Origin of the sequence: Microbispora oryzae (genome assembly GCF_017896165.1) — a bacterium.
GTDB lineage: Bacteria > Actinomycetota > Actinomycetes > Streptosporangiales > Streptosporangiaceae > Microbispora > Microbispora oryzae.
In genome coordinates, this window is sequence record NZ_JAFCNB010000003.1 from 107,330 (window position 1) to 129,764 (window position 22,435).

The 22,435-nt window shown below is 71.7% G+C and carries 18 protein-coding genes; 9 read left to right on the plus strand and 9 right to left on the minus strand.

Going from position 1 to position 22,435, the window contains the following annotated elements; translation table 11 throughout:
- Positions 1-30: 30 nt before the first annotated feature.
- The 4 genes from zwf to tkt are packed head-to-tail and all read right to left on the minus strand — an operon-like array spanning position 31 to position 6,570.
- Positions 31-1,746, minus strand: a complete 1,716-nt coding sequence (zwf, locus tag JOL79_RS07065) for a glucose-6-phosphate dehydrogenase (RefSeq protein ID WP_230984398.1) — start codon at positions 1,744-1,746, stop codon at positions 31-33.
- 46 nt (positions 1,747-1,792) lie between these two features.
- The gene (locus JOL79_RS07070; RefSeq protein WP_210154871.1) at positions 1,793-3,418 is read right to left on the minus strand and encodes a phosphoglucose isomerase-related protein; all 1,626 of its coding nucleotides are present in this window, start codon (positions 3,416-3,418) and stop codon (positions 1,793-1,795) included.
- 6 nt (positions 3,419-3,424) lie between these two features.
- Positions 3,425-4,528, minus strand: coding sequence for a transaldolase (gene tal / locus JOL79_RS07075; protein WP_210154872.1), 1,104 nt, complete (start codon positions 4,526-4,528; stop codon positions 3,425-3,427).
- A gap of 8 nt (positions 4,529-4,536) precedes the next feature.
- Positions 4,537-6,570 carry a transketolase gene (tkt, locus tag JOL79_RS07080; RefSeq protein WP_230984436.1) on the minus strand — a complete coding sequence of 678 codons (2,034 nt, stop codon included), beginning with the start codon at positions 6,568-6,570 and terminating at the stop codon, positions 4,537-4,539.
- A gap of 340 nt (positions 6,571-6,910) precedes the next feature.
- On the opposite strand from tkt, the gene JOL79_RS07085 reads away from it, so the two are divergent.
- Entirely contained in the window at positions 6,911-7,861 is a 951-nt protein-coding gene (locus JOL79_RS07085) for a heme o synthase (RefSeq protein WP_372446731.1), read from the plus strand.
- Between the two features lie 10 nt (positions 7,862-7,871).
- On the opposite strand, the gene JOL79_RS07090 is transcribed toward JOL79_RS07085, so the two are convergent.
- The gene (locus JOL79_RS07090) at positions 7,872-9,458 is read right to left on the minus strand and encodes a N,N-dimethylformamidase beta subunit family domain-containing protein (protein ID WP_210154874.1); all 1,587 of its coding nucleotides are present in this window, start codon (positions 9,456-9,458) and stop codon (positions 7,872-7,874) included.
- A 209-nt stretch (positions 9,459-9,667) separates the two neighbouring features.
- Here JOL79_RS07090 and JOL79_RS07095 point away from each other — a divergent pair, with 209 nt between their 5' ends.
- Entirely contained in the window at positions 9,668-10,999 is a 1,332-nt protein-coding gene (locus tag JOL79_RS07095; protein WP_210154875.1) for a PrsW family intramembrane metalloprotease, read from the plus strand.
- A gap of 185 nt (positions 11,000-11,184) precedes the next feature.
- The gene (locus tag JOL79_RS07100; RefSeq protein WP_210154876.1) at positions 11,185-12,258 is read left to right on the plus strand and encodes a lytic polysaccharide monooxygenase auxiliary activity family 9 protein; all 1,074 of its coding nucleotides are present in this window, start codon (positions 11,185-11,187) and stop codon (positions 12,256-12,258) included.
- A gap of 294 nt (positions 12,259-12,552) precedes the next feature.
- Here JOL79_RS07100 and JOL79_RS07105 read toward each other — a convergent pair whose 3' ends face one another.
- From JOL79_RS07105 to JOL79_RS07120, 4 genes are all read right to left on the minus strand, one after another.
- Positions 12,553-13,578, minus strand: a complete 1,026-nt coding sequence (locus JOL79_RS07105) for a COX15/CtaA family protein (RefSeq protein WP_210154877.1) — start codon at positions 13,576-13,578, stop codon at positions 12,553-12,555.
- Between the two features lie 75 nt (positions 13,579-13,653).
- The gene (locus JOL79_RS07110) at positions 13,654-14,559 is read right to left on the minus strand and encodes an EamA family transporter (RefSeq protein ID WP_210154878.1); all 906 of its coding nucleotides are present in this window, start codon (positions 14,557-14,559) and stop codon (positions 13,654-13,656) included.
- Positions 14,560-14,562: 3 nt separating this feature from the next.
- Complete coding sequence (locus JOL79_RS07115) at positions 14,563-15,339, minus strand: ABC transporter permease (RefSeq protein ID WP_210154879.1); 777 nt, start codon at positions 15,337-15,339, stop codon at positions 14,563-14,565.
- Positions 15,340-15,418: 79 nt separating this feature from the next.
- The gene (locus tag JOL79_RS07120) at positions 15,419-16,354 is read right to left on the minus strand and encodes an ABC transporter ATP-binding protein (RefSeq protein ID WP_210155176.1); all 936 of its coding nucleotides are present in this window, start codon (positions 16,352-16,354) and stop codon (positions 15,419-15,421) included.
- A 442-nt stretch (positions 16,355-16,796) separates the two neighbouring features.
- Between JOL79_RS07120 and JOL79_RS07125 the strand changes: the two genes are divergently transcribed.
- Genes JOL79_RS07125 through JOL79_RS07150 form a run of 6 tightly spaced genes read left to right on the plus strand, consistent with a single transcriptional unit; the run spans position 16,797 to position 22,435 of the window.
- A complete protein-coding gene (locus tag JOL79_RS07125) occupies positions 16,797-17,561 on the plus strand; it encodes a helix-turn-helix transcriptional regulator (RefSeq protein WP_210155177.1) in 765 nt (254 codons plus the stop codon).
- Positions 17,558-18,970: a Fe-S cluster assembly protein SufB gene (gene sufB / locus JOL79_RS07130; protein WP_210154880.1), complete on the plus strand. Its 1,413-nt coding sequence runs from the start codon at positions 17,558-17,560 to the stop codon at positions 18,968-18,970. The genes JOL79_RS07125 and sufB overlap by 4 nt, the downstream gene beginning before the upstream one ends.
- Complete coding sequence (sufD, locus tag JOL79_RS07135) at positions 18,970-20,091, plus strand: Fe-S cluster assembly protein SufD (RefSeq protein WP_210154881.1); 1,122 nt, start codon at positions 18,970-18,972, stop codon at positions 20,089-20,091. The genes sufB and sufD overlap by 1 nt, the downstream gene beginning before the upstream one ends.
- On the plus strand, positions 20,088-20,420 hold the full coding sequence (locus tag JOL79_RS07140) for a non-heme iron oxygenase ferredoxin subunit (protein WP_210154882.1): 333 nt from the start codon (positions 20,088-20,090) through the stop codon (positions 20,418-20,420). The genes sufD and JOL79_RS07140 overlap by 4 nt, the downstream gene beginning before the upstream one ends.
- Positions 20,421-20,426: 6 nt before the next feature.
- Entirely contained in the window at positions 20,427-21,173 is a 747-nt protein-coding gene (gene sufC, locus JOL79_RS07145; RefSeq protein ID WP_210154883.1) for a Fe-S cluster assembly ATPase SufC, read from the plus strand.
- Complete coding sequence (locus JOL79_RS07150; RefSeq protein ID WP_210154884.1) at positions 21,173-22,435, plus strand: cysteine desulfurase; 1,263 nt, start codon at positions 21,173-21,175, stop codon at positions 22,433-22,435. Before sufC ends, JOL79_RS07150 begins: the two co-directional genes overlap by 1 nt.

Consider the following 22,435-nt stretch of genomic DNA (forward strand, 5'->3'; position numbering starts at 1 on the left):
TCCTCCGCTCGATCAGCGCCCGCGGCCCGTTCACAGCCGCCTCCAGGCGCGCCCGTCCCTGGCCAGCATCTCGTCGGCCGAGGCCGGTCCCCAGGTGCCCGACGCGTAGCCCTCCGGCTTGCCGTTGGACGCCCAGAACTCCTCGACCGGGTCGAGGATCGTCCACGACAGCTCCACCTCCCGCTGGTGCGGGAAGAGCGGCGGGTCTCCGATGAGCACGTCGAGGAGCAGCCGCTCGTACGCCTCGGGGGACGACTCCATGAAGGACTCCCCGTAGGCGAAGTCCATGTTGACGTCCCTGACCTCCATGGCGCTGCCGGGCACCTTGGAGCCGAAGCGGACGGTGATGCCCTCGTCCGGCTGGACCCGGATCACCAGGGCGTTCTGCCCGAGGATCTCGGTGTCGTCCGTGCTGAACGGCAGGTGCGGCGCCCGCTGGAAGACGATCGCCACCTCCGTCATCCGGCGGCTGAGCCGCTTGCCGGTGCGCAGGTAGAACGGCACGCCCGCCCAGCGGCGGTTGGCCACCTCCAGCCGCACGGCCGCGTACGTCTCGGTGGCGGAGTCGGGTGAGATGCCCTGCTCCTCCAGGTAGCCGACCACCGGCTCTCCGCCCTGCCAGCCGCCCAGATACTGCCCGCGGGCGGTCCCGGTGGCCAGGTCGGCGGGCAGCCGGACCGCCCGCAGCACCTTCTCCTTCTCACGCCGCAGCGCGTCGGCGTCGAAGGACGTGGGATCCTCCATCGCGACCAGGGCGAGCAGCTGGAGCAGGTGGTTCTGGATCACGTCGCGGGCGGCGCCGATGCCGTCGTAGTAGCCGGCCCGGCCGCCGACGCCGATGTCCTCGGCCATCGTGATCTGCACGTGGTCGACGTACCCGCGGTTCCAGATCGGCTCGTAGAGGGTGTTGGCGAAGCGCAGCGCCAGGATGTTCTGGACGGTCTCCTTGCCGAGGTAGTGGTCGATCCGGAAGACCGACTTCTCGGGGAAGACCGCGCTGGTGATCGCGTTCAGCTCGCGCGCGCTCTTGAGGTCGTGCCCGAACGGCTTCTCGATGACCACCCGGCGCCAGGAGCCGTCGGGGGCCTGGGCGAGGCCGGTCCGCTTGAGCTGCTCGATGACCGTCGGGAAGAACTTCGGCGGCACGGCCAGGTAGAACGCGTAGTTGCCGCCGGTGCCCCGGGTCTCGTCGATCTCCTTGAGCATCATCGACAGCACGTCGAAGGCGCCGTCGTCGTGGAACTCGCCGGGGCAGAAGTGGATGCCCTCGCTGAGCTGCTTCCAGACCTCCTCGCGGAACGGCGTCCGCGCGTGCTCCTTCACGGCCTCGTACGTGACCTGGGCGAAGTCCTCGTGCGCCCAGTCGCGGCGGGCGAAACCGACGAGCGAGAAGCCCGGCGGCAGCAGGCCGCGGTTGCCCAGGTCGTAGATGGCGGGAAGCAGCTTGCGCTTCGCCAGGTCGCCCGTCACGCCGAACAGCACGAGCACGCACGGCCCCGCCACCCGGGGCAGCCGCTTGTCGCGCGGGTCGCGCAGCGGGTTCGCCGCGACCAGCTGTTCCGTCGTGGCGGCCGTGGCCGCCTGGGCGGCGGCCAGGATCGCGGTCTCGACGCTCACGTCGGCGCCGATCTCCGCGTTGGTCTCAGCGTTGATCCCGGTGCCGGTCTCGGTGCCGGTCCCGGTCTCCGGCGCGCCGGCGGTCTCGCCCGGCGTCGCCCCCGTCCCCGGAGCCTGTTGCTCTGTCATGTGTCCTCCCTGCCGGCGGGCCCGTCCCCAGTAACGCATCGCATGGTCAGAGCTCCTCCGCCACGGACAGCAGATGCCTGACCCCGGCCACCCTGTCGGTGAGGTGCAGGCGGACCGCCGGCCTGCCCCGCGAGGCCAGGGCCCGCAGGTCGCCGAGGGCCTGGGCGAGCTGCAGTCTCCCCAGCGTGTACGGCCTGCCCGGCACCTCGATGTCGTCGGTGACCGCCCCCGTGACCTGCAGGAACACGCCGGCCTGCGGGCCGCCCTTATGGTACTGGCCGGTCGAGTGCAGGAATCGCGGTCCCCAGCCGAAGGTGACCGGGCGGTCGGTCCGGTAGTCGAGCAGGGCGCGGAGCGTGGCGACGTCGGCGTTCGCCCAGGTCTCCGCCATCTCCTCGAACGAGGCCTCCCCGACGACGGCGGCGTCGAAGGCCGCCTCCCGGTCGAGGTACGCCATGATCGCGAGGTATCCCCGGTCGGGGATCGCCCGCAGCGCGTATGTCAGCACGTCGGCCAGGTTCCTCGGGTGGCCGGGCACCTCGCCGTACACCTCGACCGGGCCGTCCGTCAGGAGCGGGACCCCGGTGGGCAGCGGGCCGTCCCCGGCCTCCGCCAGGATCCTCGCGGTGTTGTCCTTCGACTCCGCCACGTTGGGCTGGTCGAAGGGGTTGATTCCGAGCACGCGCCCGGCGACCGCCGTGGCGTACTCCCAGACCAGGAACTGCGCGCCCAGCGGGCCGTCGACCGAGGTGCCGTCGCCCGGGCCGATGGAGACGAGGAACTGGTCGTCGTCCTCGGCGGCCTCCGCGCCGACGACCGGCAGGATGCCGGTGCCGTCCTTGCCGGTGGACTCGGCGACGAGCTGTTCGATCCAGGCCGGCAGTCCGACGATCTCCGACATGCCGTCGCGCAGGATCAGCTTGTCGCGCCCGGCCAGGGCCTGCGCGCCGAGCAGGGCCCCGAGATCGAGCCCGGGGTTGTCCTCGTCCCGCGCCAGCAGCGGCAGGACGGCGGCGGCGTCGTCGAGCAGCCTGCTCACGTCGGCGCCGGCGAGGGCGCTCGGCACCAGGCCGAACGCGCTGAGCGCGCTGTAGCGGCCGCCCACCTCGGGGTCGGCCGTCACGATCGGGTAGCCGGCCTCGGCCGCGACCGCCTCCAGCGGTGAGCCGGGGTCGGTCACGACGACGATCCGGGTCGCGGGGTCGATGCCCGCGTCGCGGAACGCCCGCTCGTAGACGCGGCGGTGGGCGTCGGTCTCGACGGTGCCGCCGCTCTTGCTGGCGACCACGACCAGCGTTCGCTCCAGCCGGTCCGACAGCGCCCGCCGCACCTGGTGCGGGTCGGTCGTGTCGAGAACCGTCAGGGGGACGTCGGCCGTGTCGCAGATCACCTCGGGAGCCAGCGACGAGCCGCCCATCCCGGCGAGGACCACGTGGTCGAGGCCGTCCGCCCGCGCCCGCTCCACGAGCCCGGCGATCCGGGGCAGCAGCTCCCGGCTCGTCCGCGGGAGGTCCAGCCAGCCCAGCCGGACGGCGGCCTCCGCCTGGGCCTCCGCCCCCCAGAGGGCGGGATCACCCGCGGCGAGCGCCGCGGGGACCCCCTCTCCTGCGAGTTTGCCCCTGATGGGGCTGACCGACTCGGCCTCGTCGCCGAGGGTCACCTCAACAGTCATGGAAAATCAGGCCTTCCGCAGCTCTGCGTCGACCGTCTCGATCAGCTCGTTCCAGGACGTCTCGAACTTCTCGACGCCCTCCTCCTCAAGCACCCGCACCACGTCGTCGTAGTCGATGCCGGCCTGCTTCAGCGACGCCATGACGTCCCAGGCCTGCTGGTAGAACGGCCGGATCGTGTCGCCCGAGATCCGGGCGTGGTCGGCCGCCGCGTCCAGCGTCTTCTCCGGCATCGTGTTGACGATGCCGGCCGTGACGAGCTGCTCGACGTACAGCGTGTCGGGGTAGTCGGGGTTCTTGACCCCGGTCGAGGCCCACAGCGGCCGCTGCGGGCGGGCGCCCGCGGCGCGCAGCGCCTGCCACCGCGGCGAGTTCACGACCTCCTCGAAGGCGGCGAACGCGAGGCGCGCGTTGGCCACGCCGGCCTTGCCCTTCAGCTCCACGGCCTCCGGCGTGCCGATCTTGTCGAGCCGGGCGTCGATCTCGGTGTCCACCCGGCTGACGAAGAACGACGCCACCGACTCGATCGAGGCGAGGTTGATCCCGTTGGCCTTGGCCTGCTCGAGACCGGTCAGCCACGCGTCCATGACCTGGCGGTACCGCTCCAGCGAGAAGATCAGGGTCACGTTGACGCTGATGCCCTCGGACAGGGCCTGCGTGATCGCGGGCAGCCCCTCGACCGTCGCCGGGATCTTGATGTGCAGGTTGGGCCGGTCGACCAGCCACCACAGCGCGCGGGCCTCGGCGATGGTCTTCTCGGTCTCGCGGGCCAGCCGCGGGTCGACCTCGATCGACACCCGGCCGTCCACGCCCTGCGTGGCGTCGTAGACCGGGCGCAGCACGTCGGCCGCCCACCGGATGTCGAACGTCGTGATCGCGCGCACGGCCTCCTCAACCGACACGCCCCGCACGGCGAGGTCGTGGGTCTGGGCGTCGTACGCGTCGCCCTTGCTCAGCGCCGAGGCGAAGATCGTCGGGTTCGACGTGACACCGGTGACGCGCTTGTCGCGGATCAGGGCGGCCAGGTTGCCGCTCCGCAGGCGCTCCCGGCTGATGTCGTCGAGCCAGATGGAGACTCCGGCCTCGGTGAGACGCTGCAGATTCTCGCTCATGTCTTCCCTCAGTTTCCGGTCGTGGTGCCCTTGTCGGCCCCGGTCTTCGCCAGGCTGGCCTTCGCGGCGGCCACGACGCGCTCGGCCGTGAGGCCGAACTGCTCGAAGATGGTCTTGTAGGGGGCCGAAGCGCCGAAGTGCTCCAGGCTCAGGACTTCGCCGTCGTCACCCACGAACTCCCGCCAGCCGAGGCCGATTCCCGCCTCGACGGCGACACGCGCCGGGACCGACGGCGGAATGACGCTCTGCCGGTACGCCGGCTCCTGAGCGCGGAACCACTCCACGCACGGCATCGAGACCACCCGGGTCGGGATGCCCTGCGCCTCGAGGGCGTCCCGGGCCTCGACCGCGAGCTGGACCTCGCTGCCGGTGCCGATCAGCACGACCCGCGGCTGGCCGTCGGACGCGTCGCGCAGGACGTAACCGCCCTTGGCGACCTTGTCGGGGTCGCCGGTGCCCTCGTAGACGGGCACGTTCTGCCGGGTGAGGGCGAGACCGGCGGGACGGTTGTTGTTGTCGAGGATCGTCTTCCACGCGGCGGCGGTCTCGTTGGCGTCCGCCGGGCGGACGACGTCGAGGCCCGGGATCGCCCGCAGCGCCCACAGGTGCTCCACGGGCTGGTGGGTCGGGCCGTCCTCGCCGAGGCCGATGGAGTCGTGGGTCCAGACGTAGGTCACCGGCAGCTTCATCAGCGCGGCGAGCCGCACCGACGGCCGCATGTAGTCGCTGAACACCAGGAAGGTGCCGCCGTACGGGCGGGTGCCGTCGTGCAGCGCGATGCCGTTGAGGATCGCGCCCATGCCGTGCTCGCGGATGCCGAAGTGCAGCGTTCTGCCGTACCGGTTGCCCGGGAACTCCTTGGTCTGGTACTCGTCCGGGATGAAGGACGGCTCGCCCTTCATCGTCGTGTTGTTCGACTCGGCCAGGTCGGCGGAGCCGCCCCACAGCTCGGGCAGGACCGGCGCGAGCGCGGACAGCACCTCACCGGACGCCTTGCGGGTCGCGACCGACGTGCCGATCTCGAAGGAGGGCAGGGCCTTGTCCCACCCGTCGGGGAGCCGGCGGTGCCGCATCCGGTCGAACAGCTCCACCCGCTCGGCGGCGCCCTCGCGCCAGGCCTGGAACCCCTTGTCCCACTCGGCGCGCAGCGCCCGGCCGCGCTCGACGACCTGCCGGACGTGCGTCAGGATCTCGTCCGACACGTCGAAGCTCTTCTCCGGGTCCATGCCGAGGAGCTTCTTGGTCGCGGCCACCTCGTCGGCGCCCAGCGCCGAGCCGTGGATCTTGCCGGTGTTCCGCTTCTTGGGGGCGGGCCAGCCGATGACGGTGCGCAGCCGGATGAACGACGGGCGGTCGGTCTCGGCGCGGGCCGCCTCCATCGCCGCGTACAGCGCCTGGACGTCCTCGTGGTACTCGCCGGTGACCGTCCAGTCGACCTCCTGCACGTGCCACCCGTACGCCTCGTAGCGCTTCACGATGTCCTCGGACAGCGCGATCTGGGTGTCGTCCTCGATGGAGATGTGGTTGGAGTCGAAGATCACAGCCAGGTTGCCGAGCTTCTGGTGGCCGGCGATGGAGCTGACCTCGTGGCTGATGCCCTCCTCGATGTCCCCCTCGGAGGCGATGCACCAGATCATGTGGTCGAACGGCGAGGTGCCCGGAGCGGCGTCGGGGTCGAACAGGCCCCGCTCCCTGCGGGCCGCCATCGCCATGCCGACCGCGTTGCCCAGTCCCTGGCCCAGCGGGCCGGTCGTGGTCTCGACGCCGATGGTGTGGCCGTACTCGGGATGACCGGGAGTGAGGCTGCCCCACTGGCGCAGCCCCTTCAGGTCGTCCAGGGTCAGGCCGTAGCCGGACAGGTAGAGCTGGATGTAAAGGGTGAGGCTGCTGTGCCCGGCGGAGAGCACGAACCGGTCCCGGCCCACCCACGTGGGGTCCGAGGGGTCGTGCCGCAGGACTCGCTGAAAGAGAAGGTACGCCGCCGGGGCGAGGCTCATGGCGGTTCCGGGATGCCCGTTGCCCGCCTTTTCCACCGCGTCCATCGCCAGGGCGCGCACGACGTCGACCGCCTTCCGATCGAGGTCGGTCCACTCAAGGCTTGCGCTGCTCAAAATTGCTCGATCCCCTCTTGTTTTAGCGCCGGTTGTGGCATTTCCCGCCCACACCGGACCCTAACGGGTGGGCCGCCGTAGCTTGCAGCGGCCACCCCGTGCCGTCGTCTGTCTTCTGTGTGCGATACGCCGACGGGAACACAGCGGGTTCGGCCCCGATTCCTGGACCACCTGTCACGCCGACTACAGTGTTTGCGCAAGTGCCGGCAGCTGCCCGCAGATCCGCTCCTATCAGAGGTTACGCGTTGACCCCGCACGTGTTGGAAGCGCCTTGACGGTCCTGACGAACAAGCAGACCATGCCCCGCCTGGGCACGGCCCCGACGACCGCGCCGCGTTCGGCGGCGGCCCGCGTCAGGGCGTACGTCGCGCTGACGAAGCCCAGGATCATCGAGCTGCTGCTGATCACGACCCTGCCGGTGATGTTCCTGGCGGCGCACGGTCTGCCCGATCTGTGGACGGCCACGGCGACCATGGTCTTCGGCACCCTGTCGGCCGGCAGCGCGAACGTGCTGAACTGTTACATCGACCGCGACATCGACCGCACCATGCGGCGCACCCGTCGCCGTCCGCTGGCCAAGCACGAGGTCTCGCCGCTCGGCGCGCTCGTCTTCGGCGTGGTGCTGGGCGCGCTGTCGACGCTGGGCCTGGCGCTCGCGGTCAACGTGCTCGCGGCGGTCCTGTCGCTGGCCGCGATCCTTTTCTACGTCTTCGTGTACTCGCTGCTCCTCAAGCGGCGCACCTCGCAGAACATCGTGTGGGGTGGCATCGCCGGGTGCATGCCGGTGCTGATCGGCTGGTCGGGCGTCACCGGCGGCCTGTCATGGGCCCCGGTCGTCCTGTTCGGCGTGGTGTTCTTCTGGACGCCCCCGCACACCTGGGCGCTGGCCATGCGATACAAGGAGGACTACGCGGCGGCCAAGGTGCCCATGCTGCCGGTGGTGACCACCGAGCGCCGCGTGGTCAACCAGATCGTCGCCTACACGTGGGCCACGGTGCTCTGCTCGCTGCTGCTGTGGCCGATCGCCGGCACGTCGCCGCTCTACCCGGCCGTCGCCGTGGCGCTCGGCGCGGTCTGCCTGGTCGAGGTCTACCGCCTGCGCGGCCGGGTGAACGCCGGACGGACCGGCGTCGACCTCCGTCCCATGCGGTTCTTCCACTGGTCGAACGTCTACCTGGCGCTGCTCTTCCTGACCGTCGCGGTCGACTCGCTGTTCAGCTGATCCGCCGCGATCACCGGTAGACCTTGTCGACGTCGTCGTCCGGGGTGGGCAGGCGGGCCGCGGCCGGGCCCTCGGCGAAGCCGCGCAGCACGTTCTCGGTCACGGTCGTGACGAACCGGCGGGTCCGCGCGCCGATGCCGTGGGCCTGGAGGCTGTCGCGGGTGCCCGCCATCAGCGCCTCCGCCCAGCGCATGGTCCCCGTGGCGAACACCCCGGCCCCGCCGGGCGCGGTGTAGTACGCCGAGTCGGCGAAGCTGGGCCGGCCGACGCACGTCAGCGGCGAGTGCGACAGGATCTGCAACGGCCGCGGGGTCGGCACCTGCGGCGTCACGCGGTCGTACTCCACGCCCACGAGGTGGGGGAAGGCGTCGCCCCTCTCGACCCCGGTGCCGGCGAAGGCCCAGTGCCGGGGAGCCCGCACCACGTAGGGCGCGTCGGCCGGGTAGCCGTCGTAGTAGACGCCGACCAGTGAAGACTCCGGGTCCGGCGCGGGGGCCGCCCGGAAGTCGGTGGTCACCAGCGACGGCCGCCTGCCATACAGGGGGTCGCCGGTCACGTCGGTCTTGTAGCAGACGACCAGGCGCCGCCCCTTCTCCAGCCGGACCCGGCGGTAGCAGCTGTTGGCGCCGAGGAACGCCAGGTTGACGCCCGCGTCCCTGGCGCCGGTCACCCGCCGCCTGGCCTGCGGCGTCCAGTACTCGTCGTGACCCAGGAAGACCACGGCGGACGCCCCGTCGAGCACCTCGCCGCCGGCGTCCAGGTCGACGCCCGTCGTGTACGCCAGGGGCAGCCCGAGCCGTTCGGCCAGCTCCACCACGGGCCGCTCGTGGACCAGGAACTTCTTGATGCCCGTCTTGTCGTAGGGCCGGTCGAAGCTCACGGCGAGCGAACGGCTGAGGTAGCGCCCGTCCTCGCCGTAATAGAGGCTGGAGCCGCCCCACCGGTTGTAGGCCTGCCAGGTGGCGGCCGCGTGCACGAGCACGGTGCGGCCCGCGCCGGAGGCCGAGCGCACGATCAGCGGCACGTACCGCTGGGGGCCGTGATCCGCGTCGAGGCGCAGCAGGTAGGCCCCCTCGGGCCAGCCCTCGGTGGGGATCGCCAGCGACCGCCCCCAGGCGGCGTAATTGGTGCGGGTGGCCGGCGCGAACCGGCCGGGCGACTGCCGGTGGCCGCGCACCGGCCCGGAGCGCCACACCGCCCGCGCCAGCGCCCCGCCGTACCAGCCCATCCGGTACGCGGTGACGCGGACGCGTTCGGCCGTGGTGGACATGTGCAGCCAGGCGGTCTCGCCCGGCAGGACGCTGACCTGGTCGCAGTAGGCCTCGACGGCCTCCTGCGGGCCGTACCTGCGCAGCCGCCAGTGAGGATCCCCGGGCAGCAGCCGCTCGGGGACCGGCCGGGGCGACGGCGCGGTCCCCGGCGAGGCCGCCGGGCGCGCGGACGCGGGAGCGGCGGCGAGAGAGCCCCCGAGACGGCCCTGAGAGGGCCCCTCCGGCCGCCCGGGGCCGCCCCATCCGGCCACCGAGGCGGTGGCCGCCACGCCCGCCAGGCGCAGGAATCCGCGCCTGCCGAGCCGGCCGGGGGGTGTGTCATCCATGATCGTCCTATGCGCGGGCTGCCGACATCGTGACGCGACGGTACCGTGCCGTACCCCCGGGACGTGCGCGACCCCGGCACTTCGCCGCGCCGCCGGGCGTCCGGGGACGGTGCGGGAGACGGTGACGGCCCCGTAATCAGGGCGGGGGAAGAGCGGGCTCCACGGGGCCGGAGGGGACCGGAGCGGTCATGGTCGGTTACAGTCACGGAATGGCGAGCCTCGATCCGCGCGCGGTGCTGAAGGAACGCCCGTCCGTCGGCCTGATCGCCGGCCTGGTCGTCGCGGGGCTGTGCGCCCTGGTGACCTTCTCCTTCGACATCATCAACGGCGATCCCGTCCAGTTCTTCATCGCGCTCGGGCTGGCCGTGGCTCCCGTCCCGCTGCTGCTCGCCGGCCTGCTCGCGCTCGACCGCCTGGAACCCGAGCCGCGCGCCGACCTGATCTTCGCCTTCGCCTGGGGCGCGGGCGTCGCCGTCCTGCTCGCGGGCCTGCTGAACTCCCTCAACCTCATCTACGTGGAGCACCAGCTCGGCAGCGTCGCCGGGGCGCGCAGCCTCGTCGCCACGTTCGGCGCGCCGCCGGTGGAGGAGACGCTCAAGGGACTGGTCCTGGTCGGCCTGCTGTGGTTCCGCCGCCATGAGCTCGACGGTCCCACCGACGGCATCATCTACGCGGGCATGGTCGGGCTCGGCTTCGCGATGTCGGAGAACGTCAGCTACTACATCGCCGCCCTGGAGGAGAACGGCACCCAGGTGCTGGCGGCCACCCTGGTGCTTCGGGCCGTGCTCTCGCCGTTCGCCCACCCGCTGTTCACCTCGCTGATCGGCATCTCGGTGGCGTACGCGGCGCAGCGCCGGGGAGCGGCCGGTGTGGTGGTGATCGTCATCGGCTGGATCGGGGCGATGGCGCTGCACGGCATCTGGAACGGCTTCGCGTCCTTCGGCCTCGGCGGGCTGGCCGTCGCGTACCTCATCCTGATGACGCTGCTCGTGATCGAGCTCGCCGTGATCGTGCGGGACAGGAAACGCATCGTCGGGCTCATCCAGACGTACCTGCCGCCGTACCAGACGACCGGCGTGGTGAACCAGGCGGACATCTTCATGCTCTCGTCGCTGCGCGGGCGCCGGCAGGCCAGGGCCTGGGCCAAGGCCCACGGGGGCCGGGCCGGGGCCCGCGTGATGAGCGACTACCAGCTGGCCGCCACCGAGCTCGGCCTGCTGCACGCCCGCGCGGCGCGCGGCGGGATCGACGAGGCGTCGTTCCGGGCCACCCAGCGGGCCCTGGTCGATCTCATGGCCTACGCGCGGCTGTCCTTCCCGCTGCCCGAGCGGCACGCGGCGAACGCCGCGAAGGGAGTGCCGCCGCCGGGGTACGCCCCGGGGGCGCCGCCTCCCGGCAGGCGCGGACCCGGGATGCGCGGAACCGGGAGGGGTGGAACCGGGAGGAGTGGCCCCGCCGGGCCGTCTCCCGCAGGAGGGCCCGGTCCGTACGGGCCGGATTCCGGCGGCCGGCCCGGCCCGCCGGACCCGGCCGGGGGTTAGCGGAGCCGCCGGCGGATGAAGGGGCGGGGTGGCCAGACGGGCCGCGCCGTGCTTCAATCACCGTGCGCGGTGGCCACTGAGATGGGTGGGCTCCAGGAGGGCGTGCGGCGATGACGCACGCGGTGTCTCGTACGGCAGTCGATCCGGCGTGCCCTGAGGCACGCCCATCACGAGGAGAGACACCTGTGAGACCCAGGCGCAAGCTCGTCGTTCTCACCGCGATCACGGTCGCGCTCACCGGCCTCGTCGCCGTGCTCTTCGAGCACTCGGCCGACGCGCACGGCGCCCTGCAGGCGCCCGCCAGCCGCACCTACGCCTGCTACGTGGACGGCCTCACCGGCGGCGAGATCAAGCCCAACAACCCCGCGTGCAAGCAGGCGGTGGCGACCGGCGGCACCCAGCCGCTCTACGACTGGTACGGCGTGCTCCGGTCGGACGGCGGCGGCCGCACCCGCGGCTTCATCCCCGACGGCCAGCTGTGCAGCGGCGGCTTCGCCAAGTACGCCGCCTACGACGCCCCGCGGACCGACTGGCCCACCACGACCCTCCAGGCGAACTCGAACTACGACTTCGCCTACGGCGCGTGGGTGCCGCATCCGGGCGGCTTCAAGCTCTATGTCACGAAGGACGGCTACGACCCGACCAAGCCGCTCACCTGGGCCGACATGGAGGAGCAGCCGTTCCTGACCGTCGACCCCGAGCCAGCGGTGAGCAACGGCGCCTACCGGTTCTCGGGCAGGCTGCCCAACAAGAGCGGCAGGCACATCATCTACGCCGTCTGGTACCGCTCGGACAGCCAGGAGACCTTCTACGGCTGCTCCGACGTGAACTTCGTGGGCGGCACCGCCTCGCCCAGCGCCTCGCCGACCACGTCGCCCTCGCCCGGGGTCAGCCCGTCGGTGTCCCCGTCGGTGTCTCCGTCGGCGAGCCCGACGCCCACCGTGAGCCCGACCTTCGCCAACCCGTCGTGCACCGCCACGGTCCGGCTGACCAACACCTGGCAGGGCGGCTTCCAGGGAGAGGTCACGATCAAGAACACCGGGACCGGGCCGCTGAACGCCTGGTACGTCCAGTGGCAGATGCCGCTGGGAGCCACGGTCACCCAGGCGTGGAACGGCACCTCGATGCAGAGCGGGCCGTTCGCGATGATCCACGCGGCGGAGTGGAACTCGTCGCTGGCGCCCGGAGCGACCGCCACGGCCGGATTCCTCGGCAGCGCGTCCACGACTCCGACGATCAGCGACATCTCCTGCGGATGAGTCGCTGAGGCGCGGAAGCGCCCCAGACGCGAGTAACGCCCGGGAGGCGGCGAGCCGGCCTCCCGGGCGTGATGCGCGATGGGTGGGCGGAGGAGGATCCGCCTCGTACCCGCGGTACGTCAGCCACTGTGCGAGTGTTTCCTCACCTCCCGGGCCACTGCCATGGGAGCGCTCCCATGGGTGTGGTGCCGAGACCTTAACCCGCTGGCCGTGGCCGGGCCAGGACGGTCCGGCCGCCGTGCCCGCCCGCGCAGGTCGCCGCCGTACCCGGGTGAAAGTTTCGGCGCGTGGCCGTCAGGCGACCGCCTGCCGCACCCGGGGCCGCTCCGCGGTCGCCGGCGCGATGGGGTCGCGGGTCCGCATCAGGTAGACCACGCGCAGGGCGGCGATCCACACCAGAGTCGACCCGAGCACATGGACGCCGACGAGGAGCGCGGGCACGGCCAGGAAATACTGCACGTAGCCGATCACGCCCTGGGCCAGCTCGACCAGCAGGAGGCCGAGCGCGGCCCGCCTGGCCCGGCCGGGGGCGTCGCTGACGTGCAGCGCGAACAACAGGGCGAAGGTCGTCCCGACCACGATGTAGGCCAGATCGCTGTGCAGCCGCACCACGGTCTCGATGTCGAACCCGAAGCGGGAGGCCGCCTGGTCGCCGGAGTGCGGACCGGTGCCCGTCACCACCATCCCGGCCACCACCAGCGTGAGGACGGCGGCCACCATCGCGAAACCGAGCGTGCGGATGTCGCGGTGCACCAGCCGCCGGGCCGGCTCGTCCCCCTCGGCGGACCGGGCGAACAGGGCGTAGGCGGCGGCGATCATGCCGATCGAGAACAGGAAGTGGACGCTCACCGTGACCGGGTTGAGCAGCGTGCGGACCACGAGGCCGCCCCACATGGCCTGCACGACGACCCCGGCGGGCTGGAGCAGGGCGAGGCGGACCAGGACCGGCCGGCGCTCGCCGCCGTTCCGGTGCCCCATCCGCAGGGCCGCGATCACGCACGCCACCGCGACGGCCAGGACGAGGAACGTCAGCAGCCGGTTGCCGAACTCGATCGACATGTTGACCGGCCCGTGGGCGTCGTTGTGGGCCGGGACGAAGCTGTCCGGTGTGCACCTCGGCCAGGTCGGGCAGCCGAGTCCCGAGCCGCTGAGCCGTACGGCCGCGCCCGTCACGGTGATGCCCGCGTTGACGACGACCGCCGCGAGCGCCCACCGCCGGAGCGTCTCCGCGGTGGGAAACGCGAACGAGCGATAGAAGGCGATCGCGAGGGCGGCCACGTACGCGCGGAGCCGGTCGGCGTGCTGGTTCACGGCATTCATGCTAGGTGGCGCCCCCCGTGGTCCCGTCCGCGCCCCTCAGGGCGGCGGGCGTGGAGGGGCGCGTCGCGCGGCGCCTCACCCGCCGGACCGGGTCGCGCCGATGGAGGCCACGACGACGCAGCCGATGGCCGCCCACTCCCGCGCGTCCAGCACCTCGCCCAGGACGAAGAGCCCGACGAGCGCGGCGACGGCGGGTTCGAGGCTCATGAGGATGCCGAAGACCCGCTTCGGCATCCGCCGCAGGGCCTCCAGCTCAAGCGAGTAGGGGATCACCGACGACAGCAGGCCGACCCCGGCTCCGAGAAGGAGGATCTCCGGGCGCAGCAGGCCGGCGCCCCCGGAGGCGATCCCGATCGGGCTGACCACGATCACGGATACGACCATGGCGAAGGAGAGGCCGCTGGTGCCGGGGAACCGCGCGCCGGTCGCCGCGGAGAACACGATGTAGCCGGCCCAGAAGGCCCCGGCGAGGGCGGCGAAGCCGATGCCGGCCCAGCTCGCCGCGGCCGCCTGCCCCCAGGGCGCGAGCAGCGCCACCCCGGCGGCTGCGAGCGCCACCCACAGCAGGTCGAGCCGCCGCCGTGAGGAGAGCACCGCGAGCGTCAGCGGCCCGAGGAACTCGATCGCCACCGCGATGCCGATCGGCAGCCGGGCGAGGGACTCGTAGAACGACAGGTTCATCAGCCCGAGGCTCACCCCGAAGGCGACGCCGACCGCGAGGTCGCGCCGCGACATCCCGCGCACGCGCGGCCGGGCCACGGCCAGGATCATGACGGCGCCGGTGCCGATCCGCAGGAACACCACGGCCGCCGGGGGCAGCTCGGCGAAGAGGTTCTTCGCCAGCCCGGCGCCGAGCTGCACGGACAGGATCGCGAGCAGGACCAGCCCGGACGGCGGCACCGCGTCCGCGGCCGCTCTCGGCAGGCCGCCCAGCCGTAGCCGGTACGGCCGGGCGGACCCGGACAGAGGTTCGGCGGACACCCGCTACTCCCAGCGGAAGGTGCGCGCGGCCAGGCCCAGCGTCACCGCGGTCCAGCAGGCCAGCACCAGGAGCGGACCGCCCGGCACGCCGCCTCCGGACAGGACCGACCGCAGGCCGCCGGTCAGCGCGCTGATCGGCAGGAGGTCGAGCGCGGACCGGACGCCCGGCGGGAACGCCGACAGCGGGAAAACCACCCCGCCGAGCCCCAGCAGCACCAGATAGATGAGGTTGGCCGCGGCCAGCGTCGCCTCGGCGCGCAGCGTCCCGGCCAGCAGGAGCCCCAGGCCGCTGAACGCCGCCGTGCCGAGCAGGAGCAGCGGCACGGCCCACACGGGGTCGCCGCCGGGCGACCACCCGAGAGCCAGGGCGACCGCGCAGATCACCACGAGCTGCAGAGCCTCGACGGCGAGGACCGCGCAGGTCTTGGCCAGCAGCAGCCCGGCGCGCGACAACGGGGTCGCCCCCAGCCGCTTGAGCACGCCGTACCGCCGCTCGAAGCCGGTGGCGATGGCCTGGCCGGTGAAGGCCGTCGACATGACGGCGAGTGCGAGGATGCCCGGGGCGACGAAGTCGATCCTGGCGCCGCTGCCCACGTTCACCAGCGGCGCCACGGAGAAGCCGACCAGCAGCAGGATCGGAATGATCATGGTGAGCAGGAGCTGCTCGCCGTTGCGCAGCGTCGCACGCACCTCCGCGCCCGCCTGGGCGAGGACCATGCGGGGGAGCGGCGCGGCCCCGGGCCGCGGGGCGAAGTCGGGCGTGAAGCCGAGCGTCGTCATCGTGCGGTCCCGCCCTATCCGAAATGTCCGAGGTGTGCGAGGAGTCTGAGGGGCCCGGGAAGGCGCGGCGGCGGGGTGCTCACCGCAGCTCCCGTCCGGTGAGTTCGAGGAAGACGTCCTCCAGCGTACGGCGCTCGATGCGCAGGTCCTCCGCCGCGACGCCCTCGGTGGCGCACCAGGCGGTGACGGTGGCCAGCAGCTGCGGGCCGACCAGCCCCTCGATGATGTAGTGGCCGGACGGCGACTCCTTGGCGGCGCTTCCCGGAGGCAGCGCGGCGAGCAGCTCGTCCAGGTCGAGGCCGGGCCGGGCCCGGAAGCGGAGCTGTCGCTCGGCGCCGGTCAGCGACTGCGGGGTACCGTCGGCGACCACCCGGCCGTGGTCGATCACCACCACCCGGTCCGACAGCTTCTCGGCCTCGTCCATCTGGTGGGTCGTGAGGACGACCGACACCCCGGCGTCACGCAGGGCGGTGATCACGTCCCAGCAGGCGTGCCGCGCCTGCGGGTCGAGGCCGGCCGTCGGCTCGTCCAGGAACACCAGCTCCGGCCGGCCGATCACGGCCGCCGCCAGCGACAGGCGCTGCTGCTGCCCGCCGGAAAGGCGCCGGTAGGGCGTGCGCGCGTGTTCCGTCAGGCCCAGCAGGCGGAGGAGGGCGCCCGGGTCGAGCGGGGCGGAGTGGAATCGGGCGACGGTGCGCAGCCACTCCCCGGCGCGCGCCGCGGGCGGCACGCCGCCCGCCTGGAGCATGATCCCGACGCGGGGGCGGAGCGCCCGGTCGTGCGGTTCGAGCCCGAGGACGCGCACGGTTCCGCCGTCCGGACGGCGGAACCCCTCGCAGATTTCGAGCGTCGAGGTCTTCCCCGCGCCGTTGGGGCCGAGGATCGCGGTGACCTCGCGACGCGCGCAGGTCAGGCTGAGCCCGTCGACGGCGGTGGTGCGCCCGTACCGCTTGACCAGATCGCGGATCTCCACGGCGGGCGCGTCCGCCGGGTCGCCGCTCGTGTCGTCCTCCACCGCCCGCACGTGCCCGGCCTCCCCTCGCCAGACGAGACCGCCGGACGCCGCCGGGACGGCCGCCCTGGTGGTCGTCGATTCGAGTTGAGTCTAGGGAGCGACGGGTCCGCCTCCTGCGGCGGAGGGCGGGAAGCGGCGGCGCGGCGGGTAAAAGTTGGGTCAGGATTGGGCCCGGACCGTGACGGCGGACGCCGCGGATCGGCCGGATGGGCCCGCGGTGCCGCGTCACCCGCGCCTGAAAGCCGCTCCCTGCCGGGCATTCGCCCAGGTCGGCGGCGCGCAAAGGGAAAATAAGGTAAGCCTAACCTGCGTGAGGTATTGCATTCCCGTCGACCTCGCCTTGGGTTTGTGATGTGGGAAGCAATTACGGCACACTGATGTTGTGAAAAACATGTCCGGGAAGGGGAACGCCGAGATGGCCGCGGAGGCGCGGTCCGCCGGCATGCCCCCGGAGCGGCCCGCGAGTTCGTGGCCGCATCCGGTCTCGGGCGTGACGACGCAGATCTCCGTCGAGCGCGGCACCCGGGCCCGGGTGGCACGCCTGATATTGGAGCACGGCCCGGTGACCGCGGCCGCGCTCGGGGAGCGGCTCGGCCTCACCCCTGCGGCGGTGCGACGGCATCTCGACGCGCTGCTCGCCGAGGGGATGATCGAGCCCCGGACGGCTCGCACGCGCGGGCAGCGCGGCCGGGGCCGCCCGGCGAAGATGTTCGCCATCACCGACGCGGGGCGCAGCGCGTTCGTGCACGCGTACGACGACCTGGCGGGCAGTGCGCTGCGGTTCCTCGCCGAGCGGATGGGCGAGGAGGCGGTGTCCGAGTTCGCCCGGGCACAGGTGTCCGGCCTGGTCGGCAGGCTGGCGGCGCTGATGGAGGAGGTCCCCGCCGACCAGCGGGTCCGCGTCCTGGCGGAGGCGCTGTCGGCCGAGGGCTACGCGGCGTCGGCCACCAAGACCGGCAAGGGCGGCGAGCAGCTGTGCCAGCACCACTGCCCGGTCGCCCATGTGGCGGCGGCGTTCCCGCAGCTGTGCGAGGCCGAGACCGAGGCGTTCGCGCTGTTGCTCGGCACGCCCGTGCAGCGCCTGGCCACGATCGCCAACGGCGACGGGGTCTGCACCACCCACGTGAGTTCCCACGCGCTCGCCGGACGGCAGGCGCGGAGCACTGAAGTTTCGAGCACATCGACGAGCAAGGAGACCGGAAGGTGACTGTCACCGACCGCCCGGAGCTGGAAGGCCTCGGGAATTACAAGTTCGGCTGGGCCGACTCGGACGCGGCCGGGTCCGCGGCCCGGCGCGGGCTGTCCGAAGAGGTCGTCCGCGACATCTCCGCGCTCAAGAACGAGCCGGAGTGGATGCTCGACCTGCGCCTCAAGGGTCTTCGGCTGTTCGGCAGGAAGCCCCTGCCCACGTGGGGCTCCGACCTGTCGGCCATCGACTTCGAGAACATCAAGTACTTCGTCCGCTCGACGGAGAAGCAGGCCGCCTCCTGGGACGAGCTGCCCGCGGACATCAAGAGCACCTACGACAAGCTGGGCATCCCCGAGGCGGAGAAGCAGCGCCTGATCGCGGGTGTCGCGGCGCAGTACGAGTCCGAGGTCGTCTATCACAAGATCCGTGAGGACCTCGAGGAGAAGGGCGTCATCTTCGTCGACACCGACACCGGTCTGCGTGAGCACGAGGAGCTCTTCAAGGAGTACTTCGGCTCGGTCATCCCGGTGGGCGACAACAAGTTCGCGGCGCTGAACACCGCGACCTGGTCCGGTGGATCCTTCATCTACGTGCCGCCGAACGTGACGGTCGAGATCCCGCTGCAGGCCTACTTCCGGATCAACACCGAGAACATGGGCCAGTTCGAGCGGACCCTGATCATCGTGGACGAGAACTCCTACGTCCACTACGTCGAGGGCTGCACCGCGCCGATCTACTCGTCCGACTCGCTGCACTCGGCGGTCGTCGAGATCATCGTGAAGAAGGGCGCCCGCTGCCGCTACACGACCATCCAGAACTGGTCGAACAACGTCTACAACCTGGTCACCAAGCGCGCCGTGGCGTACGAGGGCGCGACCATGGAGTGGATCGACGGCAACATCGGCTCCAAGGTCACGATGAAGTACCCCGCCGTCTACCTGATGGGCGAGCACGCCAAGGGCGAGACGCTGTCGGTCGCGTTCGCGGGTGAGGGGCAGCACCAGGACGCGGGCGCCAAGATGGTGCACCTCGCGCCGAAGACGTCCTCGACAATCGTGTCCAAGTCCGTCGCCCGGGGCGGCGGCCGCACGTCCTACCGCGGCCTGGTCCAGATCGAGGAGGGCGCGGCGGGCTCGGCGTCGACGGTCAAGTGTGACGCCCTGCTGGTCGACCAGATCAGCCGTTCCGACACCTACCCGTACGTCGACGTCCGCGAGGACGACGTCTCGATGGGCCACGAGGCCACGGTCTCCAAGGTGTCCGAGGACCAGTTGTTCTACCTGATGAGCCGGGGCCTGGGCGAGGACGAGGCGATGGCGATGATCGTTCGAGGATTCGTCGAGCCGATCGCCCGCGAGCTGCCCATGGAGTACGCCCTGGAGCTCAACCGCCTGATCGAGCTGCAGATGGAAGGAGCGGTCGGCTGATGGGCCTGGAGACGAAGCCGGTTTCGACGCTCCACGAGACGACGTCGTACAACGTGGAGGACTTCCCGGTGCCCACGGGCCGGGAGGAGGAGTGGCGGTTCACCCCGCTGTCCCGCCTCAAGGGCCTGCACAACGGCACCGCCGCCGGGTCGGGCGCCGTGGCGGTCGACGTGGACGCGGCGCCCGAGGTGACGGTCGAGACCGTCTCCCGCGACGACGCGCGGCTCGGCCGGGCCTACGTGCCGGCCGACCGGGTGAGCGCCCAGGCGTACGCGTCGTTCGAGAAGGCGACCGTGATCACGGTGCCGCGGGCGACCGCGGCCTCCCGGCCCACCGTCGTCAACGTCCGCGGGGCGGGCGGCGGCGCGGCCTACGGGCACATCCTCGTCACGCTGGAGCCGATGGCCGAGGCCGTGCTGGTCCTCGACCACCGCGGCACCGCGGTGTACGCCGACAACGTCGAGTTCGTCGTCGGCGACGGGGCCATCCTCAAGGTCGTCAGCCTGCAGGACTGGGACGACGACGCGGTCCACGTGTCCCACCACCACGCCGCGCTCGGCAGGGACGCGACGTTCCGGTCGTTCGCGGTCACCCTCGGCGGCGACCTGGTACGGCTGTCGCCCTCGGTGTCCTACACCGCTCCCGGCGGCGACGCCGACCTCACCGGCCTCTACTTCGTGGACGCCGGCCAGCACCTGGAGCACCGCCTGCTGGTCGACCACACGGTGCCCAACTGCCGCAGCAACGTGACGTACAAGGGCGCGCTGCAGGGCGACGGCGCCCACGCGGTGTGGATCGGCGACGTCATCATCAGGGCCGAGGCCGAGGGCACCGACACCTACGAGCTGAACCGCAACCTGATCCTCACCGACGGCGCCCGCGCCGACTCGGTGCCCAACCTGGAGATCCTCACGGGTGAGGTCGCCGGGGCGGGTCACGCGTCGGCCTCCGGCCGGATCGACGACGAGCACCTGTTCTACCTCCAGGCCCGCGGCATCCCGCACGAGGAGGCCCGCCGCCTGGTCGTGCACGGGTTCTTCGCCCAGCTCCTCGAGCGGATCGAGGTGCCCGAGATCCGCGAGCGCGTGCTCGCGGCCGTAGAGGCGGAGCTGGCGCGATGAGCGGCGCGGACACCGACCGCTGGGAGAAGGTCTGCCAGGTCGGCGACATCCCGGACAAGGGCGCCCTCGGCGTCGAGGTCGACGGCGTCCCCGTCGCCCTGGTCCGCACCGGCCAGGAGGTGTTCGCCCTGCACGACGTCTGCTCCCACGCCGAGGTACGGCTCAGCGAGGGCGAGGTCTACGACCACACCCTGGAGTGCTGGCTGCACGGCTCCTGCTTCGACCTGCGCAGCGGCAAGCCCACCGGGCCGCCCGCCACCAAGCCCGTCAACGTATACCGAGTCAAGATCGACGGCGACGACGTGTACGTCTCGCTCTCGAAGGAGTAATACAACGTGTCCACCCTAGAGATCCGTGACCTGCACGTCGCCGTGGGCGACAAGGAGATCCTCCGCGGCGTCGACCTGACCGTGCGCTCCGGCCAGACGCACGCCATCATGGGCCCGAACGGCTCGGGCAAGTCGACGCTCGCCTACGCGATCGCCGGTCACCCCAAGTACACGATCACGTCCGGCGAGGTCCTGCTCGACGGCGAGGACCTGCTGGGCATGACGGTCGACGAGCGCGCCCGGGCCGGCCTGTTCCTCGCCATGCAGTACCCCGTCGAGGTCCCCGGCGTCAGCGTGTCGAACTTCCTGCGCTCGGCCATCACCGCCGTCCGGGGTGAGGCGCCCAAGCTGCGCGAGTTCGCCAAGGAGCTGAAGTCCGGCATGGACGCGCTGTCCATCGACCCGGCCTTCGCCCAGCGCAACACCAACGAGGGCTTCTCGGGCGGCGAGAAGAAGCGCCACGAGATCCTCCAGCTCGAACTGCTCAAGCCGAAGATCGCCATCCTCGACGAGACCGACTCGGGCCTCGACGTCGACGCGCTCCGCGTGGTCTCCGAGGGCATCAACAGGTTCCGCGCCCACGAGGACACCGGCGTGCTGCTGATCACGCACTACACCCGCATTCTGCGCTACGTGACCCCCGACTTCGTCCACGTCTTCGCCGGCGGGCGCGTGGTGGAGGAGGGCGGCCCCGAGCTGGCGGAGAAGCTGGAGGCCGAGGGCTACGAGGCGTACACGAAGGCGTCCGCCTGATGACCCAGCAGAGCTTCGACGTGGAGAGGATCAGGAAGGACTTCCCGATCCTCACCCGCGAGCTGCCCGGAGGCAGGCCCCTGGTCTACCTTGACTCGGGCAACTCCTCGCAGAAGCCGACCCAGGTGATCGAGGCCATGCGCGAGCACATGGCGTCGCACTACGCCAATGTCGGGCGGGCCCTGCACGTGCTGGGCAGCGAGTCGACCGAGGCGTACGAGGACGCCAGGAGCAAGATCGCGGCTTTCGTCGGAGCGCCGTCCCGGGACGAGGTGATCTTCACCAAGAACGCCTCCGAGGCCCTCAACCTGGTGGCCTACTCGTTCGGCAACCCGAACAACACCGACGAGCGGTTCCGTCTTGGCCCCGGCGACGAGATCGTCATCTCGGAGATGGAGCACCACTCCAACATCGTGCCGTGGCAGCTGCTCGCGCAGCGGACCGGCGCGACGCTGCGCTGGTTCCCCGTCACCGACGAGGGCCGCCTGGACGTCGGCGGCCTGGACGAGCTGGTCAACGAGCGCACCAAGATCGTGTCCATCGCGCACCAGTCGAACGTGCTGGGCACCGTCAACTCGGTGTCTCCCATCCTCGCCCGGGTTCGCCAGGTCGGCGCGCTGATGATGCTCGACGCGTCCCAGTCGGTGCCGCACCAGCCGGTCGACGTGGCCGAGCTCGGCGTCGACTTCGTCGCCTTCACGGGGCACAAGATGCTCGGCCCGTCCGGCATCGGCGTGCTGTGGGGCAGGCGCGAGCTGCTCGACGCGATGCCCCCGTTCCTGGGCGGCGGCGAGATGATCGAGGCGGTCTGGATGGACCACTCGACCTTCGCCCCGGTGCCCCACAAGTTCGAGGCCGGCACGCCGCCCATCGTCGAGGCGGTCGGTCTCGGCGCGGCCGTCGACTACCTCACCTCCATCGGCATGGAGGAGATCAAGGCCCACGAGAAGCGGCTGGTCACCTACGCTCTCGACGTGCTCCAGGAGGTCCCCGGGCTGACGGTCATCGGGCCGCGCACGGCGATCGCGCGCGGCGGCACGGTGTCGTTCACCTTGGAGGGGATCCACCCGCACGACGTGGGGCAGATCCTCGACGACGTGTACGGGATCGCGGTGCGGGTAGGTCATCACTGCGCCCGGCCGCTCCATCTGCGGTTCGGAATCCCGGCGACGACGCGGGCGTCGTTGTACCTGTACAACACGACGGCCGAGATCGACGCACTGGTCCGCGGCCTCCACCACGTGCAGAAGGTGTTCGGCTGA